At 62.6% G+C, this 15478-nt stretch carries 16 protein-coding genes; 6 read left to right on the plus strand and 10 right to left on the minus strand.

The window, feature by feature from the left end; translation table 11 throughout:
* Nucleotide 1: 1 nt before the first annotated feature.
* A complete protein-coding gene (locus JET14_RS02550; protein WP_200336660.1) occupies nucleotides 2-544 on the minus strand; it encodes a VOC family protein in 543 nt (180 codons plus the stop codon).
* Nucleotides 545-644: 100 nt separating this feature from the next.
* On the opposite strand from JET14_RS02550, the gene JET14_RS02555 reads away from it, so the two are divergent.
* Nucleotides 645-1325 carry a TetR/AcrR family transcriptional regulator gene (locus tag JET14_RS02555; protein ID WP_200336661.1) on the plus strand — a complete coding sequence of 227 codons (681 nt, stop codon included), beginning with the start codon at nucleotides 645-647 and terminating at the stop codon, nucleotides 1323-1325.
* Here the strand turns inward: JET14_RS02555 and JET14_RS02560 are convergent.
* The 4 genes from JET14_RS02560 to JET14_RS02575 all read right to left on the minus strand — a co-directional run bounded on the left by JET14_RS02560 (nucleotide 1309) and on the right by JET14_RS02575 (nucleotide 5877).
* Nucleotides 1309-2265, minus strand: a complete 957-nt coding sequence (locus JET14_RS02560) for an esterase-like activity of phytase family protein (RefSeq protein WP_200336662.1) — start codon at nucleotides 2263-2265, stop codon at nucleotides 1309-1311. The two genes, JET14_RS02555 and JET14_RS02560, sit on opposite strands and share 17 nt — an antisense overlap.
* A complete protein-coding gene (gene cobT / locus JET14_RS02565) occupies nucleotides 2262-4163 on the minus strand; it encodes a cobaltochelatase subunit CobT (RefSeq protein WP_200336663.1) in 1902 nt (633 codons plus the stop codon). The genes JET14_RS02560 and cobT overlap by 4 nt, the downstream gene beginning before the upstream one ends.
* Nucleotides 4164-4173: 10 nt before the next feature.
* Nucleotides 4174-5166 (minus strand): cobaltochelatase subunit CobS, encoded by a 993-nt coding sequence (gene cobS, locus JET14_RS02570; RefSeq protein ID WP_200336664.1) that lies wholly within the window; start codon nucleotides 5164-5166, stop codon nucleotides 4174-4176.
* Nucleotides 5167-5238: 72 nt separating this feature from the next.
* Complete coding sequence (locus JET14_RS02575; protein WP_200336665.1) at nucleotides 5239-5877, minus strand: J domain-containing protein; 639 nt, start codon at nucleotides 5875-5877, stop codon at nucleotides 5239-5241.
* Nucleotides 5878-5996: 119 nt separating this feature from the next.
* Here JET14_RS02575 and JET14_RS02580 point away from each other — a divergent pair, with 119 nt between their 5' ends.
* A complete protein-coding gene (locus JET14_RS02580; RefSeq protein ID WP_200336666.1) occupies nucleotides 5997-6278 on the plus strand; it encodes a BolA family protein in 282 nt (93 codons plus the stop codon).
* A 142-nt stretch (nucleotides 6279-6420) separates the two neighbouring features.
* Here JET14_RS02580 and JET14_RS02585 read toward each other — a convergent pair whose 3' ends face one another.
* Genes JET14_RS02585 through JET14_RS02595 form a run of 3 tightly spaced genes read right to left on the minus strand, consistent with a single transcriptional unit; the run spans nucleotide 6421 to nucleotide 9450 of the window.
* Nucleotides 6421-7740, minus strand: coding sequence for an HlyC/CorC family transporter (locus JET14_RS02585; RefSeq protein WP_200336667.1), 1320 nt, complete (start codon nucleotides 7738-7740; stop codon nucleotides 6421-6423).
* Complete coding sequence (gene aroB / locus JET14_RS02590) at nucleotides 7737-8867, minus strand: 3-dehydroquinate synthase (RefSeq protein WP_200336668.1); 1131 nt, start codon at nucleotides 8865-8867, stop codon at nucleotides 7737-7739. Before aroB ends, JET14_RS02585 begins: the two co-directional genes overlap by 4 nt.
* Complete coding sequence (locus JET14_RS02595; RefSeq protein WP_024707808.1) at nucleotides 8857-9450, minus strand: shikimate kinase; 594 nt, start codon at nucleotides 9448-9450, stop codon at nucleotides 8857-8859. Before JET14_RS02595 ends, aroB begins: the two co-directional genes overlap by 11 nt.
* A gap of 133 nt (nucleotides 9451-9583) precedes the next feature.
* On the opposite strand from JET14_RS02595, the gene JET14_RS02600 reads away from it, so the two are divergent.
* From JET14_RS02600 to JET14_RS02615, 4 genes are all read left to right on the plus strand, one after another.
* A complete protein-coding gene (locus JET14_RS02600; protein WP_246750598.1) occupies nucleotides 9584-10489 on the plus strand; it encodes a site-specific tyrosine recombinase XerD in 906 nt (301 codons plus the stop codon).
* Nucleotides 10490-10564: 75 nt separating this feature from the next.
* On the plus strand, nucleotides 10565-11518 hold the full coding sequence (locus JET14_RS02605; protein WP_200336670.1) for an acetyl-CoA carboxylase carboxyltransferase subunit alpha: 954 nt from the start codon (nucleotides 10565-10567) through the stop codon (nucleotides 11516-11518).
* 157 nt (nucleotides 11519-11675) lie between these two features.
* Complete coding sequence (locus JET14_RS02610; RefSeq protein ID WP_200336671.1) at nucleotides 11676-12863, plus strand: L,D-transpeptidase family protein; 1188 nt, start codon at nucleotides 11676-11678, stop codon at nucleotides 12861-12863.
* Nucleotides 12860-13111: a sulfurtransferase TusA family protein gene (locus JET14_RS02615; RefSeq protein WP_024707812.1), complete on the plus strand. Its 252-nt coding sequence runs from the start codon at nucleotides 12860-12862 to the stop codon at nucleotides 13109-13111. Before JET14_RS02610 ends, JET14_RS02615 begins: the two co-directional genes overlap by 4 nt.
* Before the next feature lie 50 nt (nucleotides 13112-13161).
* Here the strand turns inward: JET14_RS02615 and JET14_RS02620 are convergent, their stop codons facing one another.
* The gene (locus tag JET14_RS02620) at nucleotides 13162-14250 is read right to left on the minus strand and encodes a CobW family GTP-binding protein (RefSeq protein WP_200336672.1); all 1089 of its coding nucleotides are present in this window, start codon (nucleotides 14248-14250) and stop codon (nucleotides 13162-13164) included.
* An 8-nt stretch (nucleotides 14251-14258) separates the two neighbouring features.
* Nucleotides 14259-15398, minus strand: coding sequence for a D-alanyl-D-alanine carboxypeptidase family protein (locus JET14_RS02625; RefSeq protein ID WP_246750599.1), 1140 nt, complete (start codon nucleotides 15396-15398; stop codon nucleotides 14259-14261).
* Nucleotides 15399-15478: the final 80 nt, after the last annotated feature.

A 15478-nucleotide genomic window follows, 5' to 3' on the forward strand; every position in this document is an offset into this window, starting at 1 on the left:
ATCACCTGCGCGGCAGTGTGCGGAAAGCCTTCTTCGCGGGCGAGCCGTCCCACTCGGGATGCTGCATTTCCGCGTCTTTCCAGGCGCGCCTGCTGCGCAGATAGGCGCCAGACGAGGCGATCTTCGGAATATGCGCCAGTTCCCAGTGGATGCCGTTGATCGGATCGTCGAAAAAGACGCCGTAATAGCCGGGCGCATAGACCGGATATTCGGCCGGCGTCTCGGTGACGGGGACAGAATTCCGGACGAGGAACTCCTTGTGGAAACGGTCGACCTCGCGCCGGCTTTTCGCCCAGAGCGCGATGTGGTGGATGCCCGTGGCGCGTGCTTCGTGGTCGAGCTTGCCGCCGGTCTTTGCCGGCTGGATGCCGATATAGCTGTGGGGGAAAGGGAAGCGCGCCATGTAATAGGTCGAGCGATAGCCGATATCCATGGTCCAGAAACTCTTGTAACCGAGCCAGCCGAACATTCTGTCGTAGAAGGCGACCGACTTTTCGTATTGGATCACCGAGAATTCCACATGATTGACACCGCGCCAGCGCATCGGCCATCTCCTTTTCCAGTGCGGCGGTGGAAGGCCCGCCGGAAATTGGTTACTGTGATTTTTAGACCACTGGTCTAAAATCGTCAACGAAAGCATGGAAATGGCATCGCGCAAAAACGAGAAGCCGATGGCGGAAGGAACTTCGGCATTGGAGCGGCTGGAGACGCTGGCGCCTGAACGTCGAGAAAGGCTGCTCGCTGCGGCGACAGCGGCCTTTGCCCAACACGGCCTGGCCGGCGCTTCGCTCAACGCCATCCTGAAGGAGTCGGGCATGAGCAAGGGGCAAGCCTATTATTATGTCCGCGACAAGGCTGACCTTTATTGCGCGGTGATTGAACGCGCGCTTGACCGTCTTGCCGGACAGATCGACTTCTCGCGCGTTGCCGAGGCGGTGGATCGGGCTGGTTTCTGGAATGCGCTCAGGGCTGCGTTCGAGCAATTGGGCGCGCTTTTGATCGCCGAACCCGCAACGGCCTCGCTTGGACGAACGATGTATGAGGGACCGGAGACCGAAAAGGCCCTGGAAGCGCCGCTCGGCCGCCTCAGGGCGGGAGCCGCCATGTTGGCGGAACACGGCCAGAGGCTGGGCGCGATCCGGACCGACCTGCCGCTGAGCCTCATCGTGGACATGTTGTTTGCAGCTGCTCGGGCTCTTGACCGCTGGTTTGCGGAAAACTGGTCCGAGCTCGCACCGCAAGACGCGCAGCGCATCAACCTTGAGGGGCTCGCCATGCTTCGGGCCATGGTCGCGCCGCAGGACGGCTTCAATTCGCCAGCCTGAATTCCAGCATCAGCGTATTCTGCAGCGGGGAATTGTTGTCATCGGAAACGATGATCAGATGGTGCGCGCCGTCATCCGCGCGGATGATATCCATACCCTCCATGTTGTCGATCCGGTGCGTGCCGCCATAGGCCTGCATGATCACCGGACCGTCCACGGTGGCGCCCGGCCGGATCGCTTCTCCGGCAAAGCGCCGAATACGCATGGCCACGCCGGCAAGCAGGGAGAAACGCCGCTCCAGCACCAGAAGATCGCCATCCGGCAGAAAGGCCGCGTCGGTGACGTCATAGCCCTCTCGTTTCACGACCTTGAAAATGCCCTTTTGCGGCCCGCGAATGACGGCGGCGAAGAGATTGCCGTGCGTGTCGATGCTTTTCTCCGCAATCACCACCATGCGGCCGGCATCGTCAGCCGCGAGCGCCTCGAAACTGCCGTTGCGCCGGAGCTCATAGGGCGGGATCAGGAAATCCGGCCCCGGTGCGGCATTCGCCTGCGCATGGCCGGCAAGCGGATAGCTGTCGATGCGGTGGCGCCCCTCGAAGCCCACATAGATGCGGTTGCCCGCAATGGCGAGGCTTTCGGCATCCATGCCGCTCTTGCCGGCATGCGCACCCTTCGCGTTCTTCATCGGCGTGACAGTGACATCTTCAAGCCCGGAAAGCCGGCCCGATGCATCGCGCGTCACCCGTCCGTCGATCCATTCGCCGGTATCGGCCACGGCGATGAAGCGCTTGCCGTCGGGCAGGAAGCGGATTGCGGAAAGCGACTGGAAATCGGGATCAGGCGAGGTCAGCGTCAGTCCGCCGATGAATTCCAGACGGCCGAAACGATCCGTTTCCTTTTCGGGAGCGAATGTCTCGATTGGCACGGCGTCGACGGAGACCGCAACGGCCGGCGTAGCGACCAGCGCGAGCGCCAGACAAGCGAAGGCTGCCCTCATCTGGCGCGTCTTCTGCCCTGGGAAATGCCGGCGGCCTGTTCCTCGAACAGCCCGGCAAGCTGGTCGGTCATGGCGCCGGCCAGTTCGTCGGCATCGACAATGGTCACGGCGCGGCGATAATAGCGCGTCACGTCATGGCCGATGCCGATCGCCAGAAGCTCAACCGGCGAACGGGTCTCGATGTGCTCGATCACCGCGCGCAGGTGCTTTTCGAGAAAATTGCCGGGATTGACCGAAAGCGTGGAATCATCCACCGGCGCGCCGTCGGAAATCATCATCAGAATGCGGCGTTGTTCCGGCCGGCCCATCAGTCGGTCGTGGGCCCAGATCAGCGCCTCGCCGTCGATGTTTTCCTTCAGAAGGCCCTCGCGCATCATCAGGCCGAGATTGGCGCGCGAGCGCCGCCAGGGGGTGTCGGCGGATTTGTAGATGATGTGGCGCAGGTCGTTGAGGCGACCGGGCGTCGCCGGCTTGCCCTCCTCCAGCCATTTCTCGCGGCTCTGTCCGCCCTTCCAGGCTTTTGTCGTAAAGCCGAGGATCTCGACCTTGACGCCGCAGCGTTCCAGCGTGCGCGCCAGAATGTCGCCGCAGGTGGCGGCAACCGTGATCGGGCGGCCGCGCATCGAGCCGGAATTGTCGATCAGCAGCGAAACCACCGTGTCGCGGAACTGCGTGTCGCGCTCCATCTTGAAGGAGAGCGGCTGCATCGGGTCAATAACCATGCGCGGCAGGCGGGCGGTATCGAGATAGCCTTCCTCGAGATCGAAATCCCAGGAGCGGTTCTGCTTGGCCATCAGCCGGCGCTGCATGCGGTTGGCGAGCCTTCCGACGGCGCCCTGAAGATGAGCAAGCTGCTTGTCGAGATAGCCGCGCAGGCGCTGCAGCTCTTCCTGGTCGCAAAGTTCCTCGGCCCGGATCTCCTCATCGAATTCATCGGTGAAGACCTTGTAGTCGACCTTCTCGTTCAGATCGTCGAATGGCGTGTTCGGGCGCTTCGTCTCGCCGGCGACCTCGCTGTCGGGGTCGGCATCCTCGTCGAGCTCGGTATCGGCCACTTCCGCGCCGTCGAGTTCGCCCTGGTCCATCTCCTCGTCGCTGTCGTCGCTTTCATCGGCAGGCGCCGAATCATTGCCGGCATCCTCGTCGAACTGCTCGTCATTCTGGCGTTCGGAACGGGGCTGCTCCTCGTCAGAGATGTTTTCCTCCTCGTTCTCGCTTTCCATGTCCTCGTCCGAATAGTCGTCGGCGAGTTCCATGGAGGAGAGGATCGAGCGGATCGTGCGGGCGAAGGCATGCTGGTCGTCGATTGTCTCGGCAAGCCTGTCGAGATCGACGGAGGCTTTCTGTTCGATGAAATCGCGCCAGAAGTCCAACACCTGTCCGGCCGATTCCGGCGGCTTTTCGCCCGAAAGCTTCTCGCGCACCAACATCGCCACGGCCTCGGAGACCGGGGCGTCCTCCTTGCGGTCGATCGCGGCGAAATTGGCCTTGTCGTATTTCTCAGCATGCATGGCGGCAAGGTTGCGCGCCATGCCCGGCATGCGCTTGGCCCCGATGGAATCGACGCGGGCCTGTTCGACCGCGTCGAAGATCGCCTGGGCATCGCTGCCGCTCGGCGCCATCTGCGCATGCGTCACCGGATTGTGGCAGGCCATCCTGAGCGCCATGGAATCGCCAAGGCCGCGCACCACGGCAAGCTCGCTCGCCGTCGGGCGCTTGGAGAATTCCGGCAGGCGGATCTGACTGCCGCTCATGCCCGGCCGGTCGCGGGAGAAGACGACCTCCGCCTCCTTGTCGCCGGAGACGGCGCGCACGCAGCCGGAAACGGCGCGGTGCAGCGGTTCGAGATCCACAGGCGCGTGCGGGTTGGTCTTTCGATTGTCGCCGGGGCCGGCCATGGGTTTTTCCTCAGGCGCTGACGACGACGTTGGCGGCGCTTTCCTTCAGCTCCTCGCCGAAGGCGCGCTGATACTGCTCGGCGACCAGCGTGCGCTCGAGTTCGTCGCACTTGTTGAGGAAGGTGACGCGGAAGGCAAAGCCGACATCGCCGAAGATTTCCGCGTTCTCCGCCCAGTTGATCACGGTGCGCGGGCTCATGACGGTGGAAAGATCGCCATTGACGAAGGCCGAACGGGTAAGATCGGCAACGCGCACCATGTTGGAGATCGTTTCGCGGCCTTCTTCGGTTTTGGCAAAGCTCTTCACCTTGGCGAGGATGATCGCGACTTCCTGCTCATGCGGCAGATAGTTGAGCGTGGTCACCAGCGACCAGCGGTCCATCTGCGCCTGGTTGATCTGCTGCGTGCCGTGATAGAGCCCGGTCGTGTCGCCAAGGCCGACCGTGTTGGCGGTGGCAAACAGGCGGAAGGCCGGGTGGGGGCTGATGACGCGGCTCTGGTCGAGCAATGTCAGGCGGCCGGAGCTTTCCAGCACGCGCTGGATCACGAACATCACGTCCGGGCGGCCGGCGTCATATTCGTCGAAGACGAGCGCGACATTGTGCTGATAGGCCCAGGGCAGGATGCCGTCCTTGAACTCGGTGACCTGCAGACCGTCGCGCACGACGATCGCGTCCTTGCCGACAAGGTCGATACGGCTGACATGGCTGTCGAGATTGACGCGCACGCACGGCCATTTGAGGCGCGCGGCGACCTGTTCGATATGGGTGGACTTGCCGGTGCCGTGATAGCCGGAGACCATGACGCGGCGGTTATGGGCAAAGCCTGCGAGAATGGCGAGCGTGGTATCGCGATCGAAAAGATAGTCGGGGTCGATGTCCGGCACGTAGGGGTCGTCGGTCGAATAGGCGGGAACCTGAAGGTCGACATCGATACCAAATGTTTCGCGAACCGAAACCGTCGTATCCGGTGCGTTGGAATAGTCCAGTTCAATCTTGCTCATCATGTCTCCAGCGCGGCCTTTTTCAAAAAGCGCCGCTCAAACGTCTGTGCTGCTCTTTCGGTCAAAAACGGTCTAGCAGAAGCCGGACTGCTTTAACAATTGGTATGCCTGCACCACGGCACGAAAAGTTTCCTCCGAGCCCCGGTCGCCGCCATTTGCGTCGGGGTGGTGCTTCTTGACCAGAGCCTTGTACTGTTTCTTGATGTCGTCGGGCGTCGCCTCCGCGGTGAGGCCCAGCGTGTCGAAGGCTTTCGATTCCAGCGTTTTCAGCTTGCGCTGATGGCGCGGCCGTCTGGGCGCGCCGTCCTTGCCGTCATCGACAAAGCCGAAGGGATCGCGCATGCGCGAAAATGACGCGGTGTTGCCTGCCTTTTTCGAGCCGTTGAGCGGCGTCTTGCGCGCCGCGCCGTTGACGCCGACGGTCCATGTGGGACGATGGCCGGTCAGCGCTTCCTTCTGGTAGCGGGCGATCTCGCCGTCTGACAGGCCGTCGAAATAATTGTAGCCCTTGTTGTAGGCCTTCACATGCTCGAAGCAGAACATGAAGAACTGCCCCTCGGCATTGCGGCCGACGGGTGCGCGGTGTTTTGCGGGCTTGTTGCAGCCGTCCCATTGGCAGACGGCGGCAGCGGCTTCGGACTCGGCCTTGGCAGATGCCGGGCGCTTGCGTTTGGTGCGCAGACGATCGAAATATTTGGAGTCAAGATTCATGGCGCTCGATTATGACCTTGTGATCCCGCCACAACAAGAATTGACAACGGGATTTCTTACTGGCTTCCTGAACCGTTAACGCGCTGACGCGCGAAGCAGGGACAAATCAGGAGCAGACAGTGTCGTCAACCGCCGAAATCGAAACCAGGCTGAGAAGCCTCTTCAATCCCGAGCGGCTGGTGCTGATGGATGAAAGCGCCCAGCATGCCGGGCACTATGATGAGCCGGACGCCCCCGAAGTCACCCATTTAAGAATTCGGATCGTCTCCGACAAGTTTCAGGGGATGAATCGTCTCGCACGTCATCGTGCCGTCAATGAGGCGCTTGCCGGCGAAATCGAGAACGGATTGCATGCACTCGCCATCGAGGCGGCCGCGCCGGGCGAGAAGACGCGGTGGTAAGGGTTGGGCCAGCCGGCGCCGTGTTCTTATGGACAAAGCCTACTCCACTTTCTTCCGTCATGCTCGGGACAAGCCCGAGGATGACGCGGAGAGGGGCTAGAGGTTCGCCAAGACGCTGACGGTGTTCAGCCATCCCCCAAACTCACTCCGCCGGCGGTGTTGCCGCGGCCGCCCCGCCGAGCGGGCGGATCCTGAGCTTTGTGATCCGGTTCTTCTCGCGCTTCATCACGATGAAGCGCTTGCCGTAGAAGGTGAACGACTGGCGTTCTTCCGGGATCGTCTGGCTCTCGTGGATGACGAGACCGGCAATGGTGGTCGCCTCCTCGTCCGGCAGCGTCCAGTCGAGTGCGCGGTTGAGGTCGCGGATCGGAACCGTGCCGTCCACGACGATTGAGCCGTCGGCCTCCTGCTGCACGCCGGAAATCTCCAGATCGTGCTCGTCGGAAATGTCGCCGACGATTTCCTCCAGAATGTCTTCCAGCGTGACGATGCCCTGCACCTCGCCATATTCGTCGACGACGACGGCGATATGCACCTTGCGGCGCAGAAAGGCGTTGAGCTGGTCCTTCAGATTGGTGCTGTCGGGCACGAACCACGGCTTCTGCGCCACCTTGACGATGTCGATCGTCGAGGGCGCCGCATGCGGTTCGGCGAGCGCCCGCGACAGATCCTTGGAGTGAACCACGCCGATAATGTTGTCGATCGACCCGCGCCAGACGGGAAGACGCGTATAGGGGCTTTCCAGCACGGTCTTGACCGCCGCTTCCGGCGGGTCGTCGGCGTTGACCGCGCGCATGGCCGTGCGGTGGATCATCACGTCGGAGACCTCGAGTTCGCCGAGGTCGAGCACGCCGCCGAGCCGGTCGCGGTCGGCCTTGATCACGGAGCCCTCGCGGTGCAGCAGGTCGACGGCGCCGCGGATCTCGTCATGGGCGGTCAGCATTTCGGTGCCCTTGGTCAGCGTTACGCCAAAGACGCCGAGGATCGCACGCACGATCATGTTGACGAGACTGGACAGCGGGCCGATGACGAAGAACAGAACGCGCACCAGCGGCGCAACGGCGAGCGCGAACCGGTCCGTCGCGGAGATCGCCCAGCTCTTCGGCAGAACTTCGGCGAAGACGACCAGAAGCGCGGTCATGATCAGCGTTGCATAGGCCACGCCGTTGGCGCCGAAAATGCCGAGGAAAAGCGTCGTCGTCAGCGACGAGGCGAGGATATTGACGAGATTGTTGCCGATCAGGAGCGCGCCGATCAGCCGGTCGCGGCGGTTGATCATCACATTGACGAAGCCCGCCCGGCGGTCGCCCTGCTGCTCCAGCGTGTGCATCCGAGCCCTGGAAACGGCCGTCAGAGCCGTTTCCGAGCCGGAGAAAAATGCCGAAACGACGATCAGCCCAACGATCGTGGCCATCAGTCCCCAGTAGTCGGCAAAGAAATGCGATAGATCGCTCAACGTCATTGCGCTTGTTTTTCCGTCAGGAATGCCAGCACCTCGGACGGCGGCACATCGTCGGCGATAAAGGCCTCGCCGATGCCGCGCGTCAGAATGAAGGTCAGTTTCCCGCCCTTTACCTTTTTGTCCTGCCCGATTGCATCCATCAATATATCGGGCGGCGGTAGCTCGCCGTCAATATCACCGAGAGCGGCGGGAAGTCCGGCATCCTTCAGATGCGCGGTCACCCGTTTGGCGTCGTCCGGGCTTGCCAGGTTCATGCGCGCGGAGAATTCGTGCGCCAGCACCATGCCGATGGCAACGCCCTCGCCATGGACAAGCCGGGCGCTGTCATAGCCGGTTGCCCGCTCCAGCGCGTGGCCGAATGTATGACCGAGGTTCAACAGCGCGCGCACGCCGTTCTCATGTTCATCGGCGGCAACGACGGCGGCTTTTGCCGCGCAGGACCGCGCGATCGCCTCCGCCCGCTCCGCGCCGCCTGCGAAGACGGCCTTCCGGTTCTTTTCCAGCCAGTGGAAGAAATCGGGTTGGTCGATCAACCCGTATTTGACCACCTCGGCATAACCGGCTGCAAATTCGCGCGGCGAGAGCGTGTCCAGCGTATCGGTATCGGCGAGCACCAGATGCGGCTGGTGGAAGGCGCCGACGAGGTTCTTTCCCTGGCGGGTGTTGATGCCGGTCTTGCCGCCGACCGAGGAATCCACCTGCGCGAGAAGCGACGTCGGCACCTGGACGAAATGCACGCCCCGGCGCACGATCGCCGCTGCAAAGCCCGCCAGATCGCCGATCACGCCGCCGCCGAGCGCGATCACGGCGTCCGAGCGCTCGATCCGGGCATCGAGGATGAAATCGACGGCGGTGTGGAGGTTTTCGAAGCTTTTGGTCTTCTCTCCTGCGGCAAGCGTCAGCGAGAAGGTTTCGATGCCGTCGGTCTGCAGGCTCTCGGTGAGCATGTCGAGATAGCGGGGCGCGACATGGGCGTCGGTAATGATCGCCGCCTTGCGGCAGTCAAGCCGGGCGAGCGTCTCGCCGCCGGCGCTTTGCAGCAGGCCGGGCCCGATCAATATGTCGTAGGAGCGATCGCCAAGATCAACGCGAACGATCCGCTTGTCGGTTGTCTCTTTACTCTTCACGCGTATTTCCTCCGTCAAGGGCCGCAAGGGCCTTCAGCACGTCGCGCATCACCGTTTCCTTGCGGACATTACGCGAAAGAACGGTCATGTCCGCCTCGGCATAGACCGGATAGCGCTTGTCCATCAGGTCTTTAAGTGTCTGCTTCGGGTTTTCGGTCTTCAGAAGCGGCCTTGTCTGGCGGCGTCGCACCCTGTCCCATAGCGTCTCGAGGTCCGCCTTCAGCCACATGGAAAGGCCGGAACGGGAAATCAGTTCGCGGTTGTCGGGATTGATGAAGGCGCCGCCGCCGGTTGATACGATCGCCGGCCCCTCGGCGAGAATGCGTTCGATCACCCTGGTTTCCAGCGCGCGGAATTCCGGCTCGCCATATTGGGCGAAGAGGTCGGAAATCGTCATGCGCGCGGCCGCCTCGATTTCGTGGTCGGTGTCGACATAGGGCAGGCCGAGCGCATTGGCGACAAGTTTGCCGATCGCGCTCTTGCCCGCGCCCATCAGGCCGACGAGGATCAGGTTGCGGCCGGCAAGCCCGGCAAGCGCCCTGTCCCTCAGTCCCGTTTTGCCCGTATCTTGCTTTGCGTTCATATTGCGCCCATTCTTTTCAGTCACGTATCGGCAAATGCCGGAAGGGCGTCAAGCCGAGCGTCGAATATTTAGGGTTTCAACACGGATTACATCATTGGACCTTTCGGGCGCCCACATCGAAGCCTTCATCGAAATGCTGAGCGCCGAACGCGGCGCGGCCACCAACACGCTTGCCGCCTATCAGCGCGACCTCGACGATTTTCGCGATTTCCTGATCGATCGCGGCGTTGCCGCCGATGCTGCCTCGAGCGCAGACATCACCGCTTATCTCTCGGCCCTCGGCAAACGCGGCTTTGCTGCCAGTTCCCAGTCGCGCAGGCTTTCGGCGCTCCGCCAGTTCTACCAGTTCCTCTATGGCGAAGGCCTGCGCGACGACGACCCGACCGGCGTGATCGATGCACCGAAGAAGGCGCAGGCCCTGCCGAAGACGCTTTCGGTTGCCGATGTCGACAGGCTTCTGGAGCAGGCTCAGCGCGAGGCCAGCGAGCCGGGGCCTGGCCAGTTCGAGCGCATGCGCATGGCCGCCCTTCTGGAAACGCTTTATGCCAGCGGCATGCGGGTCTCCGAACTGGTGACGCTGCCGGCCGGCGCGCTGAAGCCCGGCCAGCGGTTCCTGACCATTCGCGGCAAGGGCAACAAGGAGCGCGCAGTGCCGCTCTCTATGCGCGCCCACGCAGCGCTGATGGCCTTCGATGCCGAGCGCAAGGCGCGCGCGGAGGAGACGGGCGATGACAATCCCCATCTTTTCGCCTCACGGAGTGCGAGCGGTCATCTGCCGCGTCAGGTCTTTGCCCGCGACCTCAAGGGGCTTGCCGCAAGGGCCGGGCTGAGGACCACGACAATCTCCCCGCATGTGCTGCGCCACGCATTTGCCAGTCATCTTCTGCAAAACGGCGCCGACCTGCGCGCGGTGCAGGAAATGCTCGGCCATTCCGACATTTCGACCACGCAGATCTACACTCATGTACTGGAAGAACGGTTGCGCGAACTGGTGGAAATGCATCACCCCCTTGCAAAACACGCTAAAAAACGGGAATAAGCGGCACTAAATTGAAAGAGGAAGCCTCAAGGGCGGCGGCCCGGGCGCGTCAGTTAACCCACGGAAAGTTCGACAATGTACAGCTATCTCGATTTCGAAAGGCCGATTTCCGATCTGGAAGCCAAGATTATCGAGTTGAAGAAGCTCGCTTCCGAAGGCGAGAGCATCGACACCTCCGAGGAGATCGCGCGTCTCGAAACCCGCGTCAGCGAGGCGATGAACGACATCTACGCAAAGCTTTCGCCCTGGCAGAAGGCGCAGGTTGCCCGCCATCCGCAGCGCCCGCATTTTGTCGACTATGCCAAGCGCCTGTTCACCGACTTCACGACGCTCGCCGGCGACCGCAATTTCGGAGAGGACGCCGCCATCCAGGCCGGTCTCGCGCGTTTTCGCGGACGCCCCGTCGCCGTCATCGGCGAGGAGAAGGGCCATGACACCAAAAGCCGGCTGAAGCACAATTTCGGCATGCCGCGTCCGGAAGGCTATCGCAAGGCGATCCGGGTGATGGAGCTTGCCGACCGGTTCAACCTGCCGGTCATTTCCGTGGTCGACACCCAGGGGGCTTATCCCGGCATCGGCGCCGAGGAGCGCGGCCAGGCCGAGGCGATCGCCCGTTCGACCCAGATGTGCCTGCGGATCGGCGTGCCGATGATCACGCTGGTGATCGGCGAGGGCATGTCCGGCGGCGCGATCGCCATTGCCGCCGCAAACCGCGTCTACATGCTGGAGCACGCAATCTATTCGGTAATCTCGCCCGAGGGGGCCGCCTCGATCCTGTGGCGCGATTCCGCCCGCGCCAAGGAAGCGGCGACGAACATGAAGATCACCGCACACGACCTCAAGGACTTCGGCGTGGTCGACGAGATCGTTGCCGAGCCGGTGGGCGGCGCGCACCGCAACGCGGAAACGGTAATCGACGCCTCGGGCGACCAGATCGCCGAAGGGCTCGCAGAATTCGACGGCATGTCGGCGGATGAGGTCCGCAACGAGCGGCGGCAGAAGTTCCTCGCGATCGGACGCAATCTCTAGACCCTTGCGGCAATGCCGGAAAGGTGAGGAGACGCCCGGTTGCGCGGGGCCTCTGAAACGGTTAACGCTTTCTTGAAGTTTGGCTGTGCATTATGATCATTGATCGCGCAACGGCCGAGACGTTGCGTTTTGAGGCAAAATCCGGCAGGTTCTATCCATGCGTTTGAACGTCCTGGCCCCCATGGTTTTCGCCACACTGGCGCTGACGGGCTGCAACAGCTTTTTTGACAGTACCGACTTCTCCACAGTGCAGGAGAAGATGAACTATGCTTTGCCGTCTGCCATGGTCGCAAAGATGCGGGCCCAGGACATGGACAAGCTCGCGCCGATCACCATCCGTATCTTCAAGGAAGAGGGCATTCTCGAAATCTGGAAGCAGAAGCGCGACGGCACCTATGGCGAGCTCGAAACCTACGAGATCTGCGCCTGGTCCGGCAAGCTCGGCCCGAAGAAGAAGGAAGGCGACCGCCAGGCGCCCGAGGGTTTCTATCCTCTGTCCAAGGGGCTTCTCAACCCCTATTCCCAGTATTTCCTCGCCATCAATACCGGATATCCGAACCGCTACGACCGCGCCAACAACCTGACCGGCTCCGATCTGATGATCCACGGCGCCTGCTCCTCGCGCGGCTGCTATTCGATGACCGACGAGCAAATCCTCGAGATCTTCGCCTTTGCCCGCGACGCCTTTTCCGGCGGCCAGCAGGCGATCATGCTGCAGGCCTATCCCTTCCGCATGACCGCGGAAAACATGGTGCGCCACCGCTTCAACGAGAACTATCCCTTCTGGCAGATGCTGAAGGAGGGCTATGACTATTTCGAAGTGACCAGGCAGGTCCCCGACGTCGATGTCTGCGGCGGCAAATACGTCTTCAACAAGGATCCCGCCAATGGCGGCTCGCTTGCCTCCGACCAGTCCTGCCCGGCGCTTGCCTCCAATATCCCCTCGCATTACATGATGGCGCTGGCCGACTACCGCACCGATTACCAGGATGCCTTCGAAAAGGCGCTGGCGAAGAATGATGACAAGGTCTGGCTTGATCCGAGCGAGGCGGAGCGCAAGGCCCTCGTTGCCGACAAGCGCGAGGATCCGACCGATCCGCTCTACCAGCCGACTGGCTCCTCGCTCGAGGCCGGTCGCTACGTCACGATCGAGCAGTACCGTCTGACGAAATACGGCCCGCTGGAAACGCCTGAAGTCGATACCGCGACCCAGACCGCCGCCATCCCTGACGCGCCGGCCGAGATGCCGGCCGTCTCCGAGGTGCCGATCCCGCAGAGAAGCCCGATGGCGGCCTATGCGGAGGAACCGCAGAAGAAGGACAAGCCCTTCTGGAAGTTCTGGTGAGCGCGGCCGGACGGACAGCGGATGTCTATGATCTTCGCGGGCTGAAATGCCCGCTGCCTGCGTTGAAGGCCGGGAAGCGTCTGGCCCGACTTGCGCCGGGCGCGGTGCTGGCGATCGAGACCAGCGACCCGCTGGCCGTGATCGATATCCCGCATTTGTGCAACGAGAACGGCCACCGGTTGATCGCTTCGGAAACGACGCAAACCGGCCACCGCTTTGTGATCGAACGTGGAAAGCACGATGCGTAGATTCGATAGGTTCGAGCGTCCTTTGTGCGTCCGAATGGGCGCACGGCGCTCTAATATTTGAAGCCGAAGGCCGAAAGCGGGTTGTCTTCGAGCGCCGTCCGGTCTGGCCGGTCGATGCCCGGCCGGTCGAGATAGGTCTCGAACAGCTCCTGCACCGCGGTTTCCGCGAGATCGCTGGTGATCACGACAAGACGCGTTGCCGGCTCCTCCTCCCATGCCTCAAGCCGGGTTGCGGGATAGACCGTGTCGCGCACGCCGTGAACCACGAGCGGCCGGTCGTCGTCGGCAATCGCCACCACGCCCTTCAGCCGCAGTAGGCTTTCGCCGTATTCGGCGGCGAGCCGGTGCTGGAAAGCCGCGATGACCGCCGGCGATGCCAGCCTGCCCGCCGAAAGCGCAAAGGCCCGGATATGCGCGCCATGCCGGTTGACGTCGTGGTGATGGTGGTGATGGGCACCGCCATCCCTTTCCGCAGATAGCCACTCGCCGACGGAAGCGCTCTTGCGGGCAGCGTCGAAAAGCCCGCTGACCAGCAGCGCGGGCGTGGACGCGGCCGCGTCGGAAGCATCCATGATCTCGGCCATCGGGTTCAGCTTCTTCAAGCTCTTCACGAGATCACCACGCGCTTCGGGTCTTGAAAGATCAGTCTTTGTGATGACCAGCCGGTCGGCGACGGCTGCCTGGCGCGCGGCCTCTTCATGGCGTGAAAGGGTCTCGGGGCCCGTCAAAGCGTCGACGAGGGTGACGACGCCGTCTATGCGGAAGGCGGCGGCAATCGCCGGATGGGCCATGATGGCAAGCAGCACGGGCACAGGATCGGCGAGGCCCGTGGTTTCGATGATCACCCGGCTGACCGGCTTCACCTTCTCCGTCTGGATCCTGTCGAGGAGATCGGCGAGCGTGTCGATCAGTTCGCCGCGCACCGTGCAGCAAAGACACCCGTTGGACAGCTCGATGATCGAATCGCCGGAACTCTGGACCAGAAGATGATCGATGCCGACCTCGCCAAACTCATTGATGATGACGGCGGCATCCTGGAGCGCCGGGTCCTTCAGCAGGCGGTTGAGCAGCGTGGACTTGCCGGCGCCGAGAAAGCCGGTGACGACCGAGACGGGAATGGGGGACGGGGGATTATACATGGATGCGGCTAGCGGACGGGGCGGGCATAGGGGAGGGGAACGGAACTCAGGTTTTCGAGCGACGACGCCGCCATTTCCGTATCATTGGGCAGGCGATAGGCATCGACGGTCGGATACTCTTTCACAAGCGGCTTCAGATAGGGCGAGGAGAACATCAGATTGCCGTCGTCGTCGCGCAGGATCACCCGGTTTTCGGCTGCTTCCGCGCTGCATATCTGGCTGGTGACGTCGGCGACAGGCCGGTCGGGCGCGGCCGGCGGCAGGTAGCTGTCAAGCCGCGGCCCGTCGCGGTCGCCCGTGGTTAGTCCGGTCTGCAGCAGTTCCGCGGCCTTTTCCGCGCGGGCGGGCACGCTTGGCGCGCCGAAGGCGACGGCGACCACCTCGCGGCCATTGCGCTTTGCGAACGAGACCTGATTGTAGCCGGAAGCGCAGACGAAGCCCGTCTTCATGCCGATTGCGCCGTCGAAATTGCCGATGAGGAGATTGGTGTTGCGGTATTTGCCGCTGTCGCTGGCAATGCCGGGAATGGTGAAATAATAGAGATACTCGGGAAAGGTCTTCTCGATGGCGATGGCAAGGACCGCCATGTCGCGCGCGGTCGTGTACTGGCCGGGTTGAGGGTTGCTCATCGAGTTCATGCCGTTGGCGTTGACGAAATGCGTGTCCGTCATGCCGAGCGCCTTTGCCGTTTCGTTCATCCGCCTGACGAAGGCCTCGCGCCCGCCGATTGCGTGTTCGGCGACCGCACGCGCGGCATCATTGGCCGAATGCACCAGCATCATCTTCAGCGCGGTGTCGACGGTGACCCGCGTGCCGGGCGCGAAATACATCTTCGAGGCGGGCTCGTTTGCCGCCGCCGCCGAGAAGGTGATCGCGGCCTGCGGATCGAGGCGGCCGGCCTTCATGTCCTCGAATACAAGATAGGCGGTCATCAGCTTGGCGAGCGAAGCCGGATACCAGCGCTTGAACGGTTCCTCAGCCGCGAGCACGCGCTCAGTATTGGCATCGACCACGATATAGGGGCTGGCGCGCGCAGGACCTGCCGCCGCCGCGAGCGCGAGCGTTATCGCAACCAGCCATAGGGCGATCAGGGCCTGAAACGGACCTAGGAACCGGCCTTGGAGCCGCCGTTGTGCGGGGCTTGTCATCTGCAACACGAAACTGTCTCCACTTGCCTGATGCGCTCTATCGATATACGCCTTGAAGGATGAAATCCTTGTGCGCGCGC

Source organism: Martelella lutilitoris (assembly GCF_016598595.1).
Taxonomy (GTDB): domain Bacteria; phylum Pseudomonadota; class Alphaproteobacteria; order Rhizobiales; family Rhizobiaceae; genus Martelella; species Martelella lutilitoris_A.

What these genes read in the sequence shown, in the direction of transcription:
- JET14_RS02550 (WP_200336660.1), bottom strand. Translation starts at nt 544, where the DNA reads ATGCGCTGGCGCGGTGTCAATCATGTGGAATTCTCGGTGATCCAATAC.
- JET14_RS02555 (WP_200336661.1), top strand. Translation starts at nt 645, where the DNA reads ATGGCATCGCGCAAAAACGAGAAGCCGATGGCGGAAGGAACTTCGGCA.
- JET14_RS02560 (WP_200336662.1), bottom strand. Translation starts at nt 2,265, where the DNA reads ATGAGGGCAGCCTTCGCTTGTCTGGCGCTCGCGCTGGTCGCTACGCCG.
- cobT (WP_200336663.1), bottom strand. Translation starts at nt 4,163, where the DNA reads ATGGCCGGCCCCGGCGACAATCGAAAGACCAACCCGCACGCGCCTGTG.
- cobS (WP_200336664.1), bottom strand. Translation starts at nt 5,166, where the DNA reads ATGAGCAAGATTGAACTGGACTATTCCAACGCACCGGATACGACGGTT.
- JET14_RS02575 (WP_200336665.1), bottom strand. Translation starts at nt 5,877, where the DNA reads ATGAATCTTGACTCCAAATATTTCGATCGTCTGCGCACCAAACGCAAG.
- JET14_RS02585 (WP_200336667.1), bottom strand. Translation starts at nt 7,740, where the DNA reads ATGACGTTGAGCGATCTATCGCATTTCTTTGCCGACTACTGGGGACTG.
- JET14_RS02595 (WP_024707808.1), bottom strand. Translation starts at nt 9,450, where the DNA reads ATGAACGCAAAGCAAGATACGGGCAAAACGGGACTGAGGGACAGGGCG.
- JET14_RS02600 (WP_246750598.1), top strand. Translation starts at nt 9,584, where the DNA reads ATGCTGAGCGCCGAACGCGGCGCGGCCACCAACACGCTTGCCGCCTAT.
- JET14_RS02605 (WP_200336670.1), top strand. Translation starts at nt 10,565, where the DNA reads ATGTACAGCTATCTCGATTTCGAAAGGCCGATTTCCGATCTGGAAGCC.
- JET14_RS02610 (WP_200336671.1), top strand. Translation starts at nt 11,676, where the DNA reads ATGCGTTTGAACGTCCTGGCCCCCATGGTTTTCGCCACACTGGCGCTG.
- JET14_RS02620 (WP_200336672.1), bottom strand. Translation starts at nt 14,250, where the DNA reads ATGTATAATCCCCCGTCCCCCATTCCCGTCTCGGTCGTCACCGGCTTT.
- JET14_RS02625 (WP_246750599.1), bottom strand. Translation starts at nt 15,398, where the DNA reads ATGACAAGCCCCGCACAACGGCGGCTCCAAGGCCGGTTCCTAGGTCCG.